General features: G+C 65.2%; 20 protein-coding genes. 4 read left to right on the forward strand and 16 right to left on the reverse strand.

The annotated features are described in order from the left end of the window. Window positions 1-3: 3 nt before the first annotated feature. The 3 genes from ACOQOU_RS04625 to ACOQOU_RS04635 form a co-directional block, all read right to left on the reverse strand. Window positions 4-273 (reverse strand): BrnA antitoxin family protein, encoded by a 270-nt coding sequence (locus tag ACOQOU_RS04625; protein WP_109766403.1) that lies wholly within the window; start codon window positions 271-273, stop codon window positions 4-6. Further along, entirely contained in the window at window positions 254-520 is a 267-nt protein-coding gene (locus tag ACOQOU_RS04630) for a BrnT family toxin (protein WP_306025710.1), read from the reverse strand. Before ACOQOU_RS04630 ends, ACOQOU_RS04625 begins: the two co-directional genes overlap by 20 nt. A gap of 131 nt (window positions 521-651) precedes the next feature. Then, on the reverse strand, window positions 652-837 hold the full coding sequence (locus ACOQOU_RS04635; protein WP_109766405.1) for a hypothetical protein: 186 nt from the start codon (window positions 835-837) through the stop codon (window positions 652-654). Between the two features lie 210 nt (window positions 838-1,047). Between ACOQOU_RS04635 and ACOQOU_RS04640 the strand changes: the two genes are divergently transcribed. Then, window positions 1,048-2,883: an aminopeptidase P family protein gene (locus tag ACOQOU_RS04640; protein ID WP_306025709.1), complete on the forward strand. Its 1,836-nt coding sequence runs from the start codon at window positions 1,048-1,050 to the stop codon at window positions 2,881-2,883. 194 nt (window positions 2,884-3,077) lie between these two features. On the opposite strand, the gene ACOQOU_RS04645 is transcribed toward ACOQOU_RS04640, so the two are convergent. Together ACOQOU_RS04645 and ACOQOU_RS04650 are read right to left on the reverse strand one after the other, a co-directional pair. Continuing rightward, window positions 3,078-3,377, reverse strand: coding sequence for an AzlD family protein (locus tag ACOQOU_RS04645; protein ID WP_109766407.1), 300 nt, complete (start codon window positions 3,375-3,377; stop codon window positions 3,078-3,080). 4 nt (window positions 3,378-3,381) lie between these two features. Continuing rightward, window positions 3,382-4,086 (reverse strand): AzlC family ABC transporter permease, encoded by a 705-nt coding sequence (locus tag ACOQOU_RS04650; RefSeq protein WP_109766408.1) that lies wholly within the window; start codon window positions 4,084-4,086, stop codon window positions 3,382-3,384. Between the two features lie 175 nt (window positions 4,087-4,261). Between ACOQOU_RS04650 and ACOQOU_RS04655 the strand changes: the two genes are divergently transcribed. Further along, window positions 4,262-4,939 (forward strand): dimethylsulfonioproprionate lyase family protein, encoded by a 678-nt coding sequence (locus ACOQOU_RS04655; RefSeq protein ID WP_109766409.1) that lies wholly within the window; start codon window positions 4,262-4,264, stop codon window positions 4,937-4,939. Window positions 4,940-4,963: 24 nt separating this feature from the next. On the opposite strand, the gene ligA is transcribed toward ACOQOU_RS04655, so the two are convergent. From ligA to ACOQOU_RS04705, 10 genes are all read right to left on the reverse strand, one after another. Continuing rightward, on the reverse strand, window positions 4,964-7,090 hold the full coding sequence (gene ligA, locus ACOQOU_RS04660) for an NAD-dependent DNA ligase LigA (protein ID WP_306025708.1): 2,127 nt from the start codon (window positions 7,088-7,090) through the stop codon (window positions 4,964-4,966). Between the two features lie 235 nt (window positions 7,091-7,325). Next, window positions 7,326-8,999: a DNA repair protein RecN gene (gene recN, locus ACOQOU_RS04665; protein WP_109766411.1), complete on the reverse strand. Its 1,674-nt coding sequence runs from the start codon at window positions 8,997-8,999 to the stop codon at window positions 7,326-7,328. A gap of 15 nt (window positions 9,000-9,014) precedes the next feature. Then, window positions 9,015-9,893, reverse strand: coding sequence for an outer membrane protein assembly factor BamD (locus ACOQOU_RS04670; RefSeq protein ID WP_375565705.1), 879 nt, complete (start codon window positions 9,891-9,893; stop codon window positions 9,015-9,017). A 150-nt stretch (window positions 9,894-10,043) separates the two neighbouring features. After that, window positions 10,044-10,997, reverse strand: coding sequence for a UDP-3-O-acyl-N-acetylglucosamine deacetylase (lpxC, locus tag ACOQOU_RS04675; RefSeq protein ID WP_109766412.1), 954 nt, complete (start codon window positions 10,995-10,997; stop codon window positions 10,044-10,046). A 271-nt stretch (window positions 10,998-11,268) separates the two neighbouring features. Then, a complete protein-coding gene (gene ftsZ / locus ACOQOU_RS04680; RefSeq protein WP_306025707.1) occupies window positions 11,269-13,044 on the reverse strand; it encodes a cell division protein FtsZ in 1,776 nt (591 codons plus the stop codon). A gap of 65 nt (window positions 13,045-13,109) precedes the next feature. Further along, window positions 13,110-14,429 (reverse strand): cell division protein FtsA, encoded by a 1,320-nt coding sequence (gene ftsA, locus ACOQOU_RS04685; protein ID WP_109766413.1) that lies wholly within the window; start codon window positions 14,427-14,429, stop codon window positions 13,110-13,112. Then, the gene (locus ACOQOU_RS04690) at window positions 14,429-15,289 is read right to left on the reverse strand and encodes a cell division protein FtsQ/DivIB (RefSeq protein WP_306025706.1); all 861 of its coding nucleotides are present in this window, start codon (window positions 15,287-15,289) and stop codon (window positions 14,429-14,431) included. Before ACOQOU_RS04690 ends, ftsA begins: the two co-directional genes overlap by 1 nt. Before the next feature lie 62 nt (window positions 15,290-15,351). Then, a complete protein-coding gene (locus tag ACOQOU_RS04695) occupies window positions 15,352-16,278 on the reverse strand; it encodes a D-alanine--D-alanine ligase (protein WP_306025705.1) in 927 nt (308 codons plus the stop codon). 108 nt (window positions 16,279-16,386) lie between these two features. Further along, the gene (locus ACOQOU_RS04700) at window positions 16,387-17,775 is read right to left on the reverse strand and encodes an MATE family efflux transporter (RefSeq protein WP_306025704.1); all 1,389 of its coding nucleotides are present in this window, start codon (window positions 17,773-17,775) and stop codon (window positions 16,387-16,389) included. A 174-nt stretch (window positions 17,776-17,949) separates the two neighbouring features. Then, window positions 17,950-18,420: an ester cyclase gene (locus ACOQOU_RS04705; RefSeq protein ID WP_306025703.1), complete on the reverse strand. Its 471-nt coding sequence runs from the start codon at window positions 18,418-18,420 to the stop codon at window positions 17,950-17,952. Between the two features lie 86 nt (window positions 18,421-18,506). Here ACOQOU_RS04705 and ACOQOU_RS04710 point away from each other — a divergent pair, with 86 nt between their 5' ends. Continuing rightward, complete coding sequence (locus tag ACOQOU_RS04710; RefSeq protein WP_306025702.1) at window positions 18,507-19,169, forward strand: TetR/AcrR family transcriptional regulator; 663 nt, start codon at window positions 18,507-18,509, stop codon at window positions 19,167-19,169. A gap of 78 nt (window positions 19,170-19,247) precedes the next feature. On the opposite strand, the gene ACOQOU_RS04715 is transcribed toward ACOQOU_RS04710, so the two are convergent. Beyond that, complete coding sequence (locus ACOQOU_RS04715; protein WP_306025701.1) at window positions 19,248-19,601, reverse strand: hypothetical protein; 354 nt, start codon at window positions 19,599-19,601, stop codon at window positions 19,248-19,250. Between the two features lie 52 nt (window positions 19,602-19,653). Here ACOQOU_RS04715 and ACOQOU_RS04720 point away from each other — a divergent pair, with 52 nt between their 5' ends. After that, window positions 19,654-20,589 carry a helix-turn-helix transcriptional regulator gene (locus ACOQOU_RS04720; protein WP_306025700.1) on the forward strand — a complete coding sequence of 312 codons (936 nt, stop codon included), beginning with the start codon at window positions 19,654-19,656 and terminating at the stop codon, window positions 20,587-20,589. Window positions 20,590-20,616 lie beyond the last annotated feature (27 nt).

Consider the following 20,616-nt stretch of genomic DNA (forward strand, 5'->3'; position numbering starts at 1 on the left):
GTCTCAGCCCTCTTCGATTGCTTTTTTGAGTGCGTCGTCGATCCGCGACTGCCATCCAGCGCCCGTCGCGCGAAAATGCTCAACCACGTCGGCACTTAGCCGGATCGAGACCGGAACCTTTTTGGGCGTTTTTTGCGGTCCGCGCGTCTTTGGGAAAGCGTCGCGCACTTTCGGCGGCAGTTCGGCAGCAGGTTTGGCGCGCACAAAATCGGCGTCGGTCCATTCCTTCTCGGCCCAATCGTCGTTTTTGGTTTTAGGATCGGCTGGCAACATATCGCCCGATCTCCTTTTCATGCGCGCGGCGCAGCATAATCACTCTGGCGCGGTCGCCGCGCATCGTGAAGGCCAATGCGTGGTAGACACCATCAAGCAGGCCCCAAGCACGATATCGCGTTTCGCCATAGTCGAACCGCGTGTCCTCGATGAATGCCAGAATCTCGAAATCGACTGCCCGAGCCAATGAAATGTCGCGCTTTTCGAGATTACGACGATCCTTCTCAGGGTCGAACTCGATCTCCACTTCAGAAACCTAGCACGGATAAAGCGACAACGAAAGCAAATTGCATATACAATAAAAACGCAAACCAAACAAAAAGGCAGCCCCGGGACACACCCTGCGGACTGCCTTGATGGACTTTTCTCAGACGCCGGTCAGAAGGGCGAGGTGAAATGCGGGCGGCGCTTGAGGGTTTCGCGGTCGTAGCCGTTCGCCTTCAGCGTTTCATCGTCCAGCATCAGAAGCGTGCCGTTCACATATCCGGCCACCTGGCGCGAACGCGCTTCGATCATTGCGTCGAGCGCGGAGCGAAAGAAGCTTTTGCGGTTCTGGTTGGCCATGTCGTGTCTCCTTTGGAGCGTTGTGACACCGCCAAGATGGGCCATGCCGGTGTTCTCCGGTAGGCCGGAAAACGCAGGGCGGCCATGCGTTTTTCGCATATGCGAACAATCGGTTTTGCAACGCAATATTCATGTTTGCGGCGGGACGCCCGTTGAAGAAGCGGCGGCGGGCGGCTAGCGTCCGGCGGCAACACACGAGCCCCGGGTTTCATGTTTCAGTCCTTCAAAACGCCATCCGATCCATCGACCGGCAAACCGCGCCTGAAGGCGGTGCGCGAGCGCATGGCCGCGATGGACGTGGACGTGTTTCTGGTGCCGCATGCCGACGCGCACCAGAGCGAATATCTGCCGCCCCACGCAGAACGGCTGGCCTGGCTGACCGGTTTCACCGGGTCGGCGGGCATCGCCGTTATTCTGCGCAATGCGGCCCATGTCTTCGTCGACGGCCGCTACACGCTGCAGGTGCGCAATCAGGTCGATACCGGCCTGTTCGCGCCCGAAAGCCTCGTCGATACGCCGCCGCACGAATGGCTGGCCGACAATCTCAAGGCCGGCACACGCGTCGGGATCGATCCGTGGCTGCACACCATCGCCGATACGCGGCGATTGGACAAAGCCTGTGACACGGCGGGCGCGACGCTGGTCCGCTGCGCGGTCAACCCTGTCGATGCCGCCTGGCAGGATGCGCCGCCCCCGCCGGCGACGCCGATCCGTGTCCACCGGCCCGAACATGCCGGTCGCAGCGCCAAGGCAAAGCTGCGCGATCTCGCCAGGGCCGTGCGCGACAAGGGTGCGTCCGCCACCGTGCTCACCGATCCGGCCTCGGTCTGCTGGGCGTTCAACATTCGCGGCTCCGACGTGGTGCACACGCCGCTCACCATGGCATGGGCGATCGTCCCGGCGCGCGGGCGGCCCACGCTTTTCGTCGATCCGCGCAAGCATTCCGGCGATGTCACCGCCTATCTGCGGAACCACGCGAACCTGGCCGCCCCCGACACCTTGGAGGAGGCGCTCGCCGAACTCGGGCGTTCGGCCAAAAAGCCCGTCATGCTCGATGCGGCGCGTGCCAACGCCGCCATCGCCGACGCCATCGAAGCGGCTGGCGGAAGCACCGTCGCCGGCACCGACCCGGCCATCCTGCCGCGCGCCATCAAGAACCGTGTGGAGCGAAAGGGCGCCATCGAGGCGCAGCGCCGCGACGGCGCCGCCATGGTCGCCTTTCTCGCCTGGCTGGACGCACAGGATCCGGCCAAACTGGACGAGATCGCCATCGTCAAGCGCCTGGAAACGATCCGCGTCGAGACCGCCGGGCGCCTGGGCAAGCCCATGCGGGAGATTTCGTTCGACACGATCTGCGGCACCGGCCCCAACGGCGCCATCGTTCATTACCGGGTCGATGAAAGCAGCAACCGCAAGGTCACGCCGGGCGAGCTGATCCTGATCGATTCGGGCGCGCAATATGATGACGGCACCACCGACATCACGCGCGTGGTGCCCACCGGCGCGCCGTCGGACGCACATCGCCGCCATTTCACGCTGGTGCTCAAGGGCATGATCGCCATCTCGCTCGCCCGTTTTCCCGAGGGCACGCGCGGCGTCGATCTGGATGTTCTGGCGCGCCGCGCGCTGTGGGCGGCGGGCCTCGACTACGGCCATGGCACGGGCCACGGCGTGGGCTCCTATCTGGGCGTCCATGAAGGTCCGCAGAACATCTCACGGCGCGGCATGGCGGCGCTGAAAGCCGGCATGATCGTCTCCAACGAACCGGGCTACTACGCCGAGGGCAGCCACGGCATTCGCATCGAAAACCTCGTCATGGTCGAACCGGCCAAGGTGCCGGAGGGCGGCGACATCGCGGTGCACGGGCTGAAGACGCTGACACTGTGTCCGATCGACCGGCGGTTGATCGAGACCAAAATGCTCGAACCGCCCGAACGGCGGTGGCTGAACCGCTATCATGCGCGCGTCCGCCGCGAACTGTCGCCGTTGATCGACGACCGGGCGGTTCTCGACTGGCTTGAGCAGGCAACCGCGCCCGTGCGCTGAACTTGCAGGACCGCGTCAAACGCCCCCCACCCTTCATCCCTCCCCCGCAAGCGTGGGAGGGAGGACATCAACCGCCGCCACTCTCTCCAAGGGTCGGGCCGGGTTCAAAAACCGCAGGTACGCTGCGCCGCCGAGGTCTTCCCTTCCACATTCATGGGGGAGGGATGAAGGGTGGGGGCAACACTTAGCGGCAGCTAGATCGCCTGCCGCAGCAGCCAGACCAGTGCCCAGCAAATGCCCAGCATGGCAAGCGTCGGCAGGCGCAGGGCCAGCACGATGGCGGCGGCGATGGTGATCGCCTCGGCAAGGCCGAAGAACACCGCGTAGGGCGCGACGATAGCCGTCAGGACGGCTGCCGGCACCGCGTTCAGCGCCGCCTCGACACGCGGCGGGATACGCTCGAAGCGCGACAGCACGGCGTGGCCGCCCACACGCGTCAGATAGGTCGCAACCGCGCCCGCAAGGATCACCCAGGCCGTCGCCGAGAGCACCATCGCCTCACACCACCAGCTTGTGGCCGGGCCTGACGCCGATGATGGCGGCAACCGCAACGCCGGCCAGCCCGCCAAGGCTGACATGCCAGGGGCTGCCGACGAAATGATAGGCGGCGACCGAGGCGACTGCGCTGGCTGCCACCACCGGCAGCCAGTTGGCGCGGCCGCGAAAGCCCATCACCATGCCAAGAAAGTAAAGCGGCAGCAGGAAATCGATCGCATAGGCGGCCGGATCGTCGATCAGGCTGCCGAACACCGCGCCCAGCCAGGCTTCTGCCACCCATAGCGCATAAACCGGCAGCGCAAGCCCCAGATACCAGGCAAAGGGCGTCGCAATGCCCTTCTCCGCCTTCTGTTCGGTCGTCGCGAATTGCGGATCGGTCATCAGCGCGAAGGCCAGCGCCTTCTGCATCCGCGAATAGGCGCCGATCGTCTGACCCATCGTCGCCGAATAGAGAACATGCCGGAAATTCACCGCCAGAATCGAGAAGACGACGATCCACGGCGCGATGTCGGCGCCGAACAGCTCGATGCCGACCATCTGGCTGGCGCCGGCATAGACGGTCGCACTCATCAAGGTGGCCTCGAACGGCGTCAGCCCGTTCTCGGCGGCCAGCGCGCCGAACAGGAGGCCGAACGGCGCCACCGCGATCATGATGGGCACCGCGTCGCGCACGCCGCGCCAAAAGTCCGACTGAGTCGCTGTCATGAAGATCTCCGATCCTCCGGTTAGCGCGCGGCGGGCCGGGGTGTCACGTCAGTTTTTGTCACCGCGACAATCAGCGTGGCTGAAAGGCGGTCTCCGCCGCGTCGCATCGGCCGTCGCAAACGGCGAAGCGCGGGCCGGACGGCCGCGATAGGGTTCACGGTGAAGCGAGACCGCCATGACGCATCATCTCAGTGACGACGCCGACCTGTTCTACCTGCTCCGCGAATTCGATGTGGCCTATCGCTACGCGCCCCATGGCGGCAGCGCGGCGATCCGCGCCCACATGCGCCGGGTCCGCGAGCGTATCAGCCGGGTGCTGAAGGACAATCCGGCCGTCGAATTCACCGTACCGTCGCGCGTGCCGGTCAACGCGCACATGACCCGTGCGCTCGACAATGGCCAGCAGGACGCCGCCGAGGGTTTCGTGCGCGCCACAGCCAAGATGGCCGACCGGTTCGCTTGGCAACACGGCTATGAGAAGATGCCGGCGGCGCTGGCGCGCAAATACGGCTATGCGGACATTCTGGGTCCGGGCGGGCTGGTGCGGGCAGAAGACATCGCGCTCGGCTTCGTCCTGTTCGGGCCCGGCTGCGTTTATCCCTCGCACAAGCATGACGGCATCACCGAGAGCTACATCGTCTTGTCGGGCGCCTGTTCGCAGAACGACATCGGCGTCTTCCGCGCGCCCTCGATGATCTTCAACGCGCCGGGCACGACGCACACCATCCGTACCTCGGCGAACGAGCCCTGCCTGCTCGCCTATGCCTGGACCGCCGAACCGCAGGACATGGGCGCCCACAAGATGCGTTTCAGCCGCACACGGCGCCCGAAGGACGCGCCCGGTCGGTCGTGACCGGACATCGACGCCCGGCGCCGCTCACAGCCCTTCAGTGCGGTTGAACCACTCGTCCTCGTCGATCACCTCGATGCCCAGTTCCGTCGCCTTTTTCAGCTTGGAGCCGGCACCCGGCCCGGCCACGACCAGATCGGTCTTGGACGAAACCGAGCCGGACGCCTTGGCGCCCAGCCTGTCGGCCATCGCCTTGGCCTCGTCGCGGCTCATCCGTTCGAGCGATCCCGTAAAGACGATGGTCTTGCCGGCGAACGGGCTTTCCGTGGCGGGCCGCTCGGCGTCCTCGACAGTGAGCTGGCCGACAAGATCCCCGACCATCTGGAGATTGTGGTCCTCGCCGAAATAGCGCGCCACCGCATCCACCACCGCGCCGCCAATATCCTCGATGGCATCCATGTCCTCGCGCGCGCCTTCATCGCCCGCCGCGATCCTGCGTGCGGCCGCATCGAACTCGGCCCATGATCCATAGGCGCGCGCCAGCGTCCGCGCCGTCGTCTCGCCGACATGGCGGATGCCGAGGCCGAAGATCAGCCGTTCGAGCGGGATCGTCCGCCGCGCCTCGATCGCGTCGAACAGGTTCCTGGCCGAGACCTCGCCATAGCCGTCGCGGTTCTTCAGCGCGGTCAGTTCGGCGGCATCGTCGCGCGCCCTGAGCGTGAAGATATCGGCCGGTGCGCGGATGCGCAGCGGGTCGTCCTCGGGCAGATCGTGGAAATAGTCGATCTGCTTGTCGCCGAGGCCGTCAATGTCGAACGCCTTGCGGGAGACAAAGAGCTTGAGATGCTCCTTGCGCTGGAACGGACAGGCAAACTCGCCCGAACAGCGCCGCACGACCCCCTCGCTGCCGCCGGCCGTCGCCTCGCGCACGATCGGCGTCTTGAGCGGACACGGACATGTCTCGGGAAAGGCGAAATCGGCGGCATCGGCCGGCCGCTTCTCTGGCACGAACCCGAGGATCTGCGGGATCACGTCGCCAGCGCGTTGAACGATGACGGTGTCGCCGATCTTGATGCCGAGCCGGGCGATCTCCTCGGCATTGTGGAGCGTCGCGTTTTCGACCACCACACCGCCGACGGTCACCGGTTCGAGCCGCGCCACCGGCGTCAGCGCCCCCGTGCGTCCGACCTGGATGTCGATGGCGTTCAGCACCGTCATCGCCTTTTCGGCGGGAAACTTGTGCGCGATCGCCCAACGCGGCGAGCGCGAGACGAAACCGAGCCTTTGCTGCAGCGCCAGATCGTTGACCTTGTAGACCACGCCGTCGATGTCATAGGGCAGTTCGCCCCGCTCCAGCTCGACCCGCCGGTAATGGGCGAGCAGCGCCTCGACATCGTCGAACACGCCCATCAGCGGATTGGTGACGAAGCCGTATTCGTCGAACTTTTCCACCATGCCCATCTGCGTGTCCGACGGCATGGCGCTGACTTCGCCCCACGCATAGGCGAAGAATTTGAGCGGGCGGGACGCGGTGATCGACGCGTCGAGCTGGCGCAGCGAGCCGGCCGCCGTGTTGCGCGGGTTCACATAGACCGGCTTGCCCGCCTCCTCCTGCCGGCGGTTCAGTTCGGCGAAATCGTCCTTGGTCAGATAGACTTCGCCCCGCACCTCGAACACCGCTGGCGGGTCGCCGGCGAGCGTTTCGGGAATGTCGGCGATGGTGCGCGCATTGGCGGTGACGTTCTCGCCGACCGCGCCATTGCCGCGCGTCGCCGCATAGGCGAGCCGGCCATCCTCATAGCGCAGCGACAGCGACAGCCCGTCGATCTTCGGCTCGGCGGTCAGCGCCAGCGGCGTGTCCTCGCCCATTTTCAGGAAGCGCCGCACCCGCGCAGCGAAGTCGTGGACGTCCTGATCGGAAAACGCATTGTCCAGCGACAGCATCGGCACGCGGTGGGCGATCTTCTCGAACTTCTCGGAGACCGCCGCGCCGACCAGTTCGCTTGGGCTGTCGGCACGCTTGAGATGCGGAAACGCCGCCTCGATGGCAAGGTTGCGGCGTTTCAGCGCGTCATAGGCGGCATCGGAGATGACCGGCGCGTCCTTGCCGTGATAGGCGATGTCGTGCCGCGCGATCTCGTCCGCCAGCCGCGCCAGTTCGGCGGCTGCTTCGGCTTCGGTGAGGGTTTCGACGGATTTGGTTTCAGCCGTCATGGCAGTGTCCGCTGTAGATACGACAGCGCAGGATTAGCGGGATTTGCCGGGCGCGGAAAGGCCCGTCGCGCACCCACCTCCCCCTTGAGGGGAGGTCGGAGAAGCAAGCGAAGCGAAGCTGATCCGGGTGGGGGTATCAACTCTCCCGGCCGTTGCAGAAACACCCCCTCCCGGCTCTGCCTCATTGCATTCGGCAGTCGCCGACCTCCCCTCAAGGGGGAGGTGACACGTTCAACTACCCAGCCCCCGCAAGAAGCTGCTCGGCCGCCGCGCGGGCTTCGGCGGTGATCTCTGCGCCGGCCAGCATGCGGGCGATTTCCTCGCGCCGCGCATCGCGATCCATCTCGGTGACCGAGGTCACGACGCCGCTGCCGTTTCCGCCGCTCTTTTCGATCAGGAAATGGTGCGCGGCGCGCGCCGCCACCTGCGGCGCGTGCGTCACGGACAGCACCTGCACGCCGTCCGACAGCCGTCTCAACCGCCCGCCGATGGCATCGGCCACCGCGCCGCCGACGCCCGTGTCGATCTCGTCGAAGACCAGTGTCGGCGCCGAGCCCCGGTCGGCCAGCGCGACCTTGAGCGCCAGCAAAAAACGCGACAGTTCGCCCCCCGAGGCGACCTTCATCATCGGGCCGGCGCGGGTGCCCGGATTGGTGCGCACCCAGAACTCGACCTCGTCTATGCCCGCCGGCGTGCGGCGGTCGGCGTCCGTCGTGCGGTGGACGATGAACTCGGCCTTGTCGAGCTTGAGATCGGGCAGTTCGGCCATCACGGCGCCGGTCAGCGCCTCTGCGGTCTCGGCGCGCCGGGCCGACAGGTCGGCCGCCGCCCGGTCATAGGCGACAAGCGCCTCGCGCGCTTCCCGTTCGAGGCCCGAAAGCGCCGCTTCGCCGGCATCGAGATCGGCAAGCTGGTCGGCCATCGTCACGGCCAGCGCCGGCAGATCGTCGACCGCGCAATCATATTTGCGGGCCGCCGCGCGCAGGCCGAACAGCCGCTCCTCGGTGCGTTCGAGCGCCTGCGGATCGTGGTCGCTGTCGGCGATCGCCTGCTCGATGCGGTTCTGCGCCTCGGCAAGATGATCCAGCGCTGCGGCCAGATGCTCGTTGACATCGTCGAGCAGCCCCGGAACTTCGGGCGCCTTGCGCTCCAGCCGCCGCAGCAGCCCGGCAATCTCCGGCACCGACGAGGCTGGCCCGCCCAGCGTTTCGTTCGCATCGTTGAGATCGCCGGCCACCTTTTCGGCGGCCATCATCGCGGAGCGCTTTTCCGCAAGCGCCTCTTCCTCGCCCGCTTCCGGCGCGAGCTTTGTCAGTTCATCGACCGAGGCGCGCAGGAAATCGGCCTCCCGCGCCGCCGCCTCGATGCGCGCGCGCTGCCGGGCAAGCGTCGCTTCCGCGTCCTTCCACGTCCGGTGCAGGCTCGCCACATGGGCAGCATCAGATGCAAGGCCGCCAAAGGCGTCCAGCAGATCGCGGTGGGACGCGGTGTCGACCAGCGCCCGGTCGTCATGCTGGCCGTGAATTTCGACAAGCTGCCGGCCGGCGTCGCGCAGGATGGCAACGCTGACCGTCTGATCGTTGACGAAGGCGCGCGTGCGCCCGTCGGCGCTCTGCACCCGGCGGAAGATCACCGGTTCCCCCGGCTCCACGGCGACGCCCGCATCCTCGAACAGGCCATGCAGCGGATGGCTGGCGGCCAGATCGAACACCGCCGTCACCTGTCCGTCTTTCGCGCCCTGGCGCACCAGACCGGCATCGCCGCGCCCGCCAAGGGCCAGCGAAAGCGCATCGAGAAGGATGGATTTGCCGGCGCCCGTCTCGCCGGTCAGAACCGCAAGGCCCGCCTCGAAGCGGATCGCCAGCCTTTCGATCAGCACGATATCGCGGATCGACAGCTCGCTGAGCATTGCAAGATGTCCGGGTCAGCCGCCGGCCGGGCGGACCAGCACGTTCTGCGTCGCACGGGAAATCCACGAGCCGGCGTTTTGACGCGGCTCCAGGCCGCCGGTCGCCAGCAGCGCGTAGGAATCGGCATACCACTGGCTGTCGGGGAAGTTGTGGCCCAGGATCGCCGCCGCAGTCTGCGCCTCGGAAGCAAGGCCCATGGCGAAATAGGTCTCGGTCAGCCGCGCCAGCGCTTCTTCGACGTGGCGTGTATTGCCATATTCCTCGACCACCAGCCGGAAGCGCGGCAGCGCGGCGGCAAATTCGCGCCGTTCGAGGTAATAGCGGCCGACCTGCATTTCCTTGCCGGCGAGCTGGTCGCGCGCGGCACGGATCTTCGCCTTGGCGTCTTCCTCGTAGATCGAGCCCGGATAGCTCTCCAGCAGCCGGTTAAAATTCTGGATCGCCAGCTGCGTGTCGCGCTGGTCGCGCGTCACTTCGGGCATCTGGTTGAAATAGGAAAGCCCGATAATGTACTGCGCGTAGGCCGCGTCTTCATGGGTCGGATAGAGATTGACGAAGCGCCGCGAGGCCGCGATCGCTTCGTCGAACCGGCCCATCCGGTAGGATGTGAAGGCGGCCATCACGTTCGATTTGCGGGCGAATTCCGAATAGGGATGCTGCCGGTCGACGGCCTGGAACTTGCGCTGCGCCTCGCGCAGCCGGCCCGTGTTCAGATTGGCCAGACCCTGATTGTAGAGCACGTCGGCGGGCTCGATCGTGTCGACATAGCTCGACAGATCGACGGAGTCGTTGTCGCGGGCACACCCGCTGACGCCCGTCGCGGCCAGCGCGACAAGGGCCATCATCGTGCCGATGCGCACGGTGCGCGATGCTGATACTCGATTGGCGCTCATGAACCAGCCCGTCTCCTACTGCGCGCAGCAGGTTTTCCCCGCCGCGCGAACACCCGCCCGTTTACCCGTTCGGGAACCCTGCGGCAACGCCTGCAAAGGAATTGGCGCGATTTTGTGGCGGTTGCCGTTAACGGCGCCTGCCGCCGCCCGTCAAACCGCCCAAGGCGCGTAGACCTGGCCGGTCACGGCGACCAGATCGCCGGCATAGACGATGGCGTGCGGCACCGGGGTTTCGACGATCTCGTAAGCGGCCGGATCGGCCAGCAGCGCGCGCAGCGCGATCGCGTTCAGCCGGTGGCCGCCGCGATAGGACGAAAAACAGCCGATGAAATTGGCGCCGGCGAGCGCCAGATCGCCGACCGCATCGAGCGTCTTGTGCCGCACGAACTCGTCGGCATAGCGCAGGCCTTCGCAATTGACGATCGTATGATCATCGCCGATGACGACAGAATTGCCCAGCGACGATCCGAGCGCATGGCCCGAGGCCCAGAGCCGCTCGACGTCCTTCATGAAGCCGAAGGTGCGCGCATCGGCCAGCTCGGCGCAGAAAACGTCACCATCGATCTCGTCGCGGAATTCCTGCCGCCCGATCGCCTTGCTTTCGAAATCGATGACGATCTCGTAGCGCGTGCCCTCATGCGGGCGGAACTCGGCCCAGGAACCGCCATGCTCGACACGCACGGTCTTCTTGACGCGGATATAGCGGCGCTTGACCAGATGGTGCTCGATGCCCGCTTCCTCGATCGCGGCAATGAAGATACGCGCGCTGCCGTCCATGATCGGCACCTCCGACGCGTCGATCTCGACGATCACATTGTCGAGCCCCAGCGCCGAGAAGGCGGCCATGATGTGTTCGATGGTGGAAACGTGGACGCCGGCGGGGTCACCGAGCATGGTGCACAGATCGGTGGCGCCGACCTGCGAAACCACTGCGGGAAGATCGACCTTGGAGCCGTCATCGAGAATGCGCCGGAAGACGACGCCGGTATTGGGCTCGGCGGGATGCAGCGTGATCGACACTTCCGCGCCCGTATGCACCCCGATTCCCGACAGGCTTACCGCTTTGCGCAGTGATGCCTGATAGGCCCGCAGATCAGTCCCCATGAGCTATCCCTGCTCTTATTGTTGTGCGAAACGTCCCGTTCCCCGGACCTGTTTCGTAGCGTCTGACGAAGGGACACCCTCTCCACTTCGCGCCGCACATTAGTCGCGAGTCGGCGAAACGGCCAAATCACGGATGGTTACCATATGTAACGCGCATGGCCCGCCGGTTATGTACATTCACGAGTACAATCAGTGGTTTAACAATTGGCGAACGGGGCGCTTGCGGCGCCCCGTGAGCAGGTTGGCGACGAGCCGGCGGCCGGAGCCGAAGTCAGTTGGCCTGGCGCCGCAGGAAGGCAGGGATTTCCAGCTGGTCGTCGCTGTCGGCCACCGGCGACGGCGCCTGGGCGCGGCCATGGTCGTCGAGATGGCCCTTGCGCGGCGCATACAGCGCCGCATCGGCACCGAGCGTGCGGCGCGGCTGGCCGGCTCCCTGCTCGATCGACCCGGCCGGGCGCAGGCGCGGCGGCTCGGGCGCATCCATCTCGTCCTTGCGCGACAGGCCGTGCGTCAGCCGCTTGAGCAGGCCCAGGGGACCGCGCTCGTCATGGGCGTCGTGATCGTCATGCGCGGTGTCGCGGGCTTCCACTTCCGCCTGTACCATGGGCGGAAAATCCTCCACCTGCGGCATGCGCGGCTGCGGTGCAGGCGCTTCGGCCGTCGGTGCTTCGGGCATCGGTGCCGGCCGGGCCGGCGCACTGGCGGCTGCGGACGCTGGCAGGTCGGTTGCCGGGCGGGCCGGCATCGGCTGCGGCGGGGACTGGAACAGCCGGCTCTGCGGCCGGAATTCGCTGTCGGCCTGCGCCGGGGCGGCGGCGCCGGTCGTCGTGGACGCCATCTCGAAGGCCGCCATGTCGCGCTCGGTCTCGGCGATCACGTCGTCGCTGACAGACGGAGCCGGTGCCGCCGGCGCGGCTGCAGGGGTCGAAACGGTGGTCTGCACCGGAGCCGGCTGGCTGCGCGCGGCGGGCCGCAGCACGGACGGCTTGTCGGCACCGCTGTCGGGCTTTGCGGCGGGCGCTGCCGCACCGGTCACGGCCCGCGGGATCGACGAGGGCGCCGGCCGCGCAGCAGCCGCAACACCCGATTCGATGCCGGTCGCGACGACCGATACGCGGATCAGCCCTTCAAGCGACTCGTCGAACGTCGCGCCCAGGATGATGTTGGCGTCCTGATCGACCTCTTCGCGGATGCGCGTTGCCGCCTCATCCACCTCGAACAGGGTCATGTCGCGGCCGCCGGTGATCGAGATCAGAAGGCCGCCCGCGCCCTTCATCGAGGTTTCGTCAAGCAGCGGGTTGGCGATCGCAGCTTCTGCGGCGGTCATGGCCCGGCCTTCGCCGGACGCTTCACCCGTGCCCATCATCGCCTTGCCCATGTCGCGCATCACCGAGCGCACATCGGCAAAATCGAGGTTGATCAGCCCTTCCTTGACCATCAGGTCGGTGATGCAGGCAACGCCGGAATAGAGCACCTGGTCGGCCATGCCGAACGCGTCGGCGAAGGTGGTCTTGTCGTTGGCGATGCGGAACAGGTTCTGGTTCGGGATGACGATCAGCGTGTCGACATTGGCCTGCAGTTCCTCGATGCCGTCATCGGCGGTGCGCATCCGGCGCTGGCCTTCGAAGTGGAACGGCTTGGTGACGACGCCCACCGTCAGGATGCCGCGCTCGCGCGCCGCGCGGGCGACGACCGGCGCCGCGCCGGTGCCGGTGCCGCCGCCCATGCCAGCGGTGACGAAGCACATATGCGTCGAATTGAGGTGATCGTTGATCTCGTCGATGCATTCCTCGGCCGCCGCGCGGCCGACATCGGGCTGCGAGCCGGCGCCCAACCCTTCGGTGACGCCCATGCCGAGCTGGATGATCCGGCCCGCCTTGTTCATCGACAGGGCCTGCGCATCGGTGTTGGCAACCACGAACTCGACGCCGTCGAGCCCGCCGGTGATCATGTTGTTGACCGCGTTGCCGCCGCCGCCGCCCACGCCGAACACGGTGATCCGCGGCTTGAGCTCGGTGATGTCCGGCTTTTGGAGATTGATTGTCATGGTTTCATCCTCTGTGTGTGCCAGACCGGCCTGCGGCGCTGGGGCCTTGTTGCCTTCGTCCGTGTCTAGAAGCTCTCTTTTATCCATTGTGTCATCCGCCCGAGCGGCCCTTCTGTTCCGGTCAGCCTGACCGACGCGGTTCCACGAAAACGTTCGCTTGAGTGATCATTGGCCGCCACCTGCGGATAGACCATCAGGCCGACGGCGGCGGCAAAGGCCGGACCCTTGGCGGCAGCCGGCAGCCCGCGCACGCCCAAGGGCCGGCCGATTCGCACATTGCGCCCCAATATCCTGCGCGCCATGTCGGTCAGCCCGCCCAGTTGCGCCGCGCCGCCCGTCAGCACGACACGCTTGCCGACCACCGACGAATAGCCGGACGCATTGATGCGCTCGCGCAGCATTTCCAGCGTCTCCTCGACGCGCGCAGCGATGATGCGGTTCAAAAGGCTGCGCGGGATCTGGTGTCCGCCCTCGTCGCCGTCCTCGCCCATCGCCGGCACCTGGATGATGTCGCGGTCATCGACCGAGGTGGCGATCACCGAGCCCTGCATGACCTTGAGCCGCTCGGCATCCTCGAGCCGGCAGTTGAGCCCGCGCGCAACGTCCATCGTCACGTGATGGCCGCCCAGCGGGATCGACTCGGCATGCACGAAACGGCGTTCGGAGAAGATCGCGATCGAGGTGGTGCCGCCGCCCATGTCGACGCAGGCGCAGCCCAGTTCCAGTTCGTCATCGACCAGCGTCGCAAGGCCGCTCGCATAGGGCGTGGCCACCAGCGTCTCGATGGTCAGATGGGCGCGGTTGATCGCCAGTTCGAGGTTGCGCACCGGCGCCGCATCGGCCGTCAGAAGGTGCATGTTCAGCGCCAGTTCGTTGCCGATCATGCCGCGCGGATCGACGATGCCGCGCTCGCCGTCGAGCATGTGGTCGATCGGCAGAAGGTGGACGACGTGGCGGTCGACGCGCGCCGCCCGCGCGATCGCCGCGCGCAGCACCTGTTCAATTTCACGCGGCGAGACCGGCTTGTCCTTGAGCGGCAGTGTCGCCGTGCAGGTCGATGATTTCGGCCGCCCTGCGCTCAGATTGACGATCATCGAATCGACGGTGACGCCGGCCATCCGTTCGGCGGCTTCGACCGCATGGCGGATCGCCCGTTCGGCGGCGTCCAGATCGACCAGAACGCCCGACTTGATGCCGAGCGAACGGGTGTGGCCGATGCCGATCACTTCGCCCTGATGGGTGCGGCCCGACAGGAAACGACCGGTCTCGGACGGCATCATCCTGGCGATCATGCAGACCGTCTTGGTGCTGCCCAGATCGAGCACCGTGACGGTCGCCGTCCGGCGGCTGCGCTTGCCGGTTTCCTGGGTGCGGGCGGGCGCCATCAGATGCGGTTCCCCCGCCGTGCCTGTTCGCGGGCCGCATCGCGCGCCTCGATCAGCGCCTGACGCGCTTCAAGGGCGTTGCCGGTCAGCGCAAAAAGGGTGCGATCCTCCAGCCGCATGTCGATGGCGGCCAGATCGCGGCCGAACACGTCCAGTTCGTCTTGCATGGTGACGAGACGTTCAAGCGCCCGCTCGACGCCCGTCTCGGGCAGGCGGACGGTGATGCCGTTGTCGAGCCTGAGATCCCAGCGCCGCTGGCCGACGCGAATATTGGCGCGCACGCGGTCGGCGACGATCGGGTATTGCTGGACGGTGGCGACAAAGCCCGCGCCGGTCTCGGCGGCGCCCTTGCCGACCAGAAGCGGCAGCGCGGCAAGGCGCGGATGGGCCGCATAGCCGCCGATCACCGCGCCGTCCTGCTCGATCACCGACAGGGCCTCGCCGGTCTGCCAGACCGCGAACGGCGACCGTTCACCCACTTCGACGACGAGCTTGGAGGGATACACCTTGGCGATCCGGGCGCTTGCGATCCACGGCAGGTCGGTCAGCGCGGAGCGTGCGGCGGCCGGCTCGATCGAGACCAGCGACCGCCGCCCGTCGAGCCCGAGCGCGGCAAAGACGTCGTCGACCGGAGTATAGGTGTTGCCGGACAGTTCGATCTCTTCGACGGCAAAGCCCATCGCCGCGGTCGTCTGCTCGACAGCCTGGCCGAACTGGCCGCCAAGAACCGATCCATAAAGGATCGCCCCGCCGATCACCGCGCCGAACAGCATGGTTTCGGTGCGCGGCGGCACGCTGACATCGCCGGAGACCAGACGCTGGATGAACCGGACGGGTCGGCGCAGCGCGCGCGGCAGCACGCGGGTGCGTGACCCGCGCTTCGCCGAGGCCGCGCCGGCTCCCGCTCCGATCCGATCTGACGTCAACGCATGCAAGTTGCGTCCTCCACCATCCACTCAAGCAATTCACCGAACGAATGACCGGCATGAAGGGCGATCTCCGGAACCAGCGAAGTCGCCGTCATCCCCGGTTGCGTGTTGATTTCCAGCCAGATCAGCTCCCCGTCGGCGGAGAACCGGTCATCGTAGCGAAAATCCGAACGCGTCACGCCCCGGCACCCGAACGCCTGATGTGCTTTCAGCGCCAGTTTCGTTATCGTTTGGTAAATATTTGGTGAAATTTCCGCCGGGCAGACATGTTTTGAACCGCCTGAAACATATTTTGAATCATAGTCGTAGAACTGGTGGCCGACCGGTATGATTTCGGTCACGCCCAGCGCCACATCGCCCATAACGGCACAGGTCAGTTCGCGTCCGTGAATGTAGCGCTCGACCATCACCCGGTCGCCATAGGCCCATTCGTCGGAGGTGATGATCTGCGGCGGATGGGCCTGGTCGGCTTGGACGATGACGACGCCGAAGCTCGACCCTTCGGACACCGGCTTGACCACATAGGGCGGCTGCATGGGGTGCTTGGAGGTGAAGGCATGCCGGTCCATGACCTTGGATTCGGCGACCGGAATGCCGTGCGTCTTCGCCAGCCGCTTGGACATTTCCTTGTCCATGGCGAGCGCCGTCGCCAGAACGCCCGAATGGGTGTAGGGGATTTCGAGATATTCGAGAATCCCCTGGATCGTGCCGTCCTCGCCGAACGGGCCGTGCAGCGCGTTGAAGGCAACGTCGGGCTTCAGATCGGCCAGTGTCTGGGCCACGTTGCGGTCGACATCGACGCGCGTGACGCGATAGCCGACCTTTTCCAGTTCGTCCGCGCAGGCATTGCCGGAATCAAGGCTCACAGGCCGTTCGGAGGAAAATCCGCCCAAAAGGACGGCGACGTGTTTGTTGGGCATGGTCTCTCCGGTCTTGCGCGCACCGCCGGCGCACGGCACCGGACGGCGCAATCATAGGCTGCGAAACTTGACGCACGCTGGAATGGCGGGACCGCTGAATGCCTGCCGTCAAAGGCCGATATTGGGCCGCAGCGCGAAAAAGCGGTGGCTGAGAAGGATCGCCGCGACCAGAAGCCCGAGCGCCATGCCGACCCAGACGCCGACGCCGCCGAACCCGAGCGGAAAGGCGAGCAGCCAGCCCAAGAACAGGCCGACCGGCCAATAGGCGAAGACCGCGATGATCATCGGCACGCGCGTGTCCCTGAGCCCGCGCAGCAGCGCGGCGGCGATCGCCTGGGCGCTGTCGACAAGCTGGAAGCAGGCACCGACGAACAGAAGCGGCACCGCATAGGCCAGAACCGCCGCCGTGTCCGGATTGCTCTGGTCCAGAAACAGCGCGATCAGCGTTTCGGGAATGGTGAAGAACAGGAGCGCGCTGGTCGCGGCGAAGGCCAGGCACATTGCCATGACGGTCTTCGCCGCCCGGTCGAGCCCAAGCGCATCGCCACGGCCGTGATAGTGGCCGACGCGCGCGGTCGCCGCCTGCGCCATGCCCATCGGCACCATGAAGGCGAGCGAGGCAAGCTGCAGCGCGATGCCGTGCGCGGCGAGCGCGACGACGCTGATCCAGCCCATGAAGATCGACGAGAAGATGAACAGGCCCGTCTCGGCGGTGATCATCGTTCCGATCGGCAGGCCGATGCGGAACACTTCGCCGAAGGCCGGCCAGTCTGGCCGCCAGAACCGCACGAACAGTTCATAGGGCCGCGCCCGCTCGTTGAGCGCCGCGTAGGCGACCAGCAGCCCGAAGACGAGAAGATTGGTGCCCAGCGTCGCGATCGCCGCGCCGCGCATGCCCAGTTCCGGCGCGCCCCAATTGCCGAAGATGAACGCCCAGTTCAAAAGCGCGTTGAGCACGACGCCGGCCATCGTCGCCCAGAAGACGATCCGCGTGCGCTCGATCACCGTCAGAAAGCCGCGCAGCGTCCACCACAAAAGGAGCGGGAAGATCGACCATTGCGCGATGCGCATATAGACGCGCGACAGTTCGGCGACCGCCGTGTCCTGGCCGAGCGCCAGCATGATCGGCTCGATGAACCACAGGACCGGCATCACGGCCAGGCAATAGAGCGCGCCGACCCACAGCCCCATGCGCACCGAGCGGCGCACCTGGCGCTGATCGCCCTGCCCCTCGGCGGCAGCCGCCATGGGCAGCACCGCATAGGCAAAGCCGGCGCCGAACATCATGATGGTGAAGAGAAGCTGCGTTGCGATCGAGCCGGCCGCCAGTTCGGTCACGCCGTACCAGCCGAGCATCACCGTGTCGGTGGTGTTCATCGCCATGCCGCCTAGCTGCGAACCCACCAGCGGCACGCCGAGCGCCAGCGTCGCCCGCGCGTGGGCGGACCAGCTCATCGGCGCGGGCGCCGAGCCGAGGCTGTGCGATGCTGTGCTCATCGCCCGCCTCTACGCCCGCCGCCGTGCCCTGCCAAGCCAATTGTTGTGACCGGGACAAAGATTGGCAGGGCCGCTCAAGCAAGAAAACCCCGCCGATGACGGGGCTTATTGTTGGTGCTTGGCGCTCTGATCGATCGATGCTTGAAGTCCGCAAGAACTTGCCCCGGTGGGCGTTCACTCCGCCGTCAGTTGGGCGACAACCGATGTCCAGTCTTCAAGATGATAGGTCAGAACAATGCGGCCATTTTCGACGGTCAGTATGTCGATTGACATGGCTTCGAAGCTCTTGCCCGTAGCCGGGTCAACACCGAAGAACGGACCTACAGGCGTCCCCCGGAACAGGCTGCGCACGACGAACCGCCCGTCATCGAGATCGATGATTTCCTGTGGTTCCCACACCAAATCCGGCACCACCTGGCCAAGAAAGGCGATGGTGTTCAGCATGCCCTGCGCGCCCTCGCCGCCGGGCGGTGCGGGAATTGAGACAACGTCGGGCGAGAACAGCTCGTAGTACCGCTCTTCCGTGGTCCCGGCCGGGTCGGTGAGCACATCGGTATAGAATGCACGTACGGTTTCCTGGTCGGATGCCAGGGCCGGGCTGCCGAGGGCGGCGAAGACAAGGGCGGCAGCAAGAGTCTTTCTCATGGTAAAGGTCCTTTCAGATCGATTGGCTGGCCGAAATGTGGGCCGCGCCCGTGGTTAGACAATTTGTTACCAATAGGTACGAATAAGTGGCACACGACGTCAAGAAAAAAATACCGGATGGTATAAAAATGACTGGAGACGGTACGAAACGCGGCAGGGGCCGCCCAAAAAGTCTGAGCAGGCAAGAGGTGATTGACCTCGCCATGAACGCCTATTGGCGCGAGGGACCGGCAGAGGTTTCCCTTAACTCGATCTGCCAGCGCGCCGGCGTTGCGAAACCGTCGCTCTACCGTGAGTTTGGTGATGAGGATGGACTGACCGCTGCGGTCCTTCAGGCCTACGCGGACGCCGTGCTGAGCCAGGTGCTGAGGATCGTCACGGGCCCGGAAAGCTTCGACCAAAAAGTCGAGGATCTCATCCGTTACGCGAGCGAAGACGTACTCTCGGACAATGGCTGCCTCTATGTGAAGATGCAGGCCGCCACCCACCGCTTCGGGGAAAAAACGCAAGCGCTGATTGCCGCAATAGATGCCGGCGCCGAGGAAGCCTACGCTGCCCTTCTGACGGATGCCCGGCGCACGGGCCATGCACCCGAGTCGATCCCGACTCGGCTGGGTGCCCGCTACATGATGTCGCAAATCACCCTTGCACTCGTCTTGCGGGCGGCAGGCGAAGAGCCGCTGCTCGTCAGGGACCTGTTGACGCTTGCCCTGTCGGTTTTCCGGTCGGACAAACAAGACCGGCACTGACGGGCGCGCCGCCAAGACAATCAACCGAAGGCCAAACTCGAGCCCCCCCGGGGACCTGTCATTGGAAAGGTCGACAGGTCACGGCCGCAGCGCGCTGCGGTCGTGCCGTTCCTTGATGCCGGCGATCTCGCGCAGCATCACCGAAAGATCCTCGATCGCGTGGCGCTCATCCTCGGTCAGGTCCGCATCGGGCTTGAAGTGCCTGAGAAGGACCGTCAGCACATCGCCCATGCGCCCCAGCTGCTTGCCGTATGAGCCCACCTCGTCAAGCACCGCCTGCTCGACTTCCGGCGCGCTCGACCGGCCGAAATTGACGTTGATCAGCCCGACCTGGCTGCCGGTCGCGGTGAACATCGAGGTCCATTGCTCGAACCATTGCGAAACGTCTCCGGACGGAAACTCGACTTTGATGGGGCGATAGACTTCATTCATGGCGCGCTTCCCTTACCTATGCTTGCGATGCTGCATTGCAGCATGAAATGACATGGTGGGGAAGGCGGAAAGCATTGGGCGATGGTTGGGGATTATTGTTGATCTGTTTGTGCCGTCACGTATCGTGGCTGTTACAAAGAGAAGGCGGTACCGTTGCACACAAATCAAAGCAAATATTCGATTCTTTTCGTCTTCATCCGATCTGCCGCAGAAGAGTGTCTCGATTCCAATGGAAAAAAGAGAAGAGTTATTCGGCCAACTCTGTGAGCGCTTCTCCCGGAGCAATGCTGCCGACGGACGAAGCGCATGGGACATAGCGTTGGATACCGTGACCGAAGTTGGCGGAAGCGCGCTGAACGCCGTGAGCATGAACTCCCAAACGAAACAGTTGTTGTGGGCCCGTAGCTCTATGGAACGGTGCTGGCTCGACGAATATGAGGCCAACGACTATCAGCGCGCTGACCCGTTTCTCGCCAGCTTTCGAAGGGGAGAAAGCACATTCCGCATCGACGCTGGTACACTGACGCGTTCAGAGCAGACGCACGATCGGGCATTTGAGCTCAATCACAATCTGGCCCTGGGCGGCTATGGCTCGTTCCTATCAAGCGCATTTGGCGACTTTGGATGTGGAGAACGACTGATGGTCGTCTTCTGCAGCCGCTATCGTCTCCATGAAGTCGATGCATTGGCTGGAATAGGCAATGTCCAGCTTATCAACGCGTTCATTGCTGCAAACATCCGCGATGCAAGGCCGGAGCCACTGTCCAGTCAACGCATTGAGCTAAGAAATCAAGTTCTTACACCGAGGGAAAGGGACATACTGCTCTGGCTTGCCAGTGGGCTCCGCAACGATCAAATCGCATACAGAGCAAACATTGCGGAAGTGACGGTGCGAAAACACCTAATTTCGATACGTAGAAAGCTGAATGCACGGACCCGAGAGCAGGCAATTGCAATCGCCGTCCGCGATGGCTGGATAGTCCCGTGATTTACTATCGAATTCGATAAGGTGCAA

It is taken from the genome of Oceaniradius stylonematis, assembly GCF_965223445.1.
Taxonomy (GTDB): domain Bacteria; phylum Pseudomonadota; class Alphaproteobacteria; order Rhizobiales; family Rhizobiaceae; genus Roseitalea; species Roseitalea stylonematis.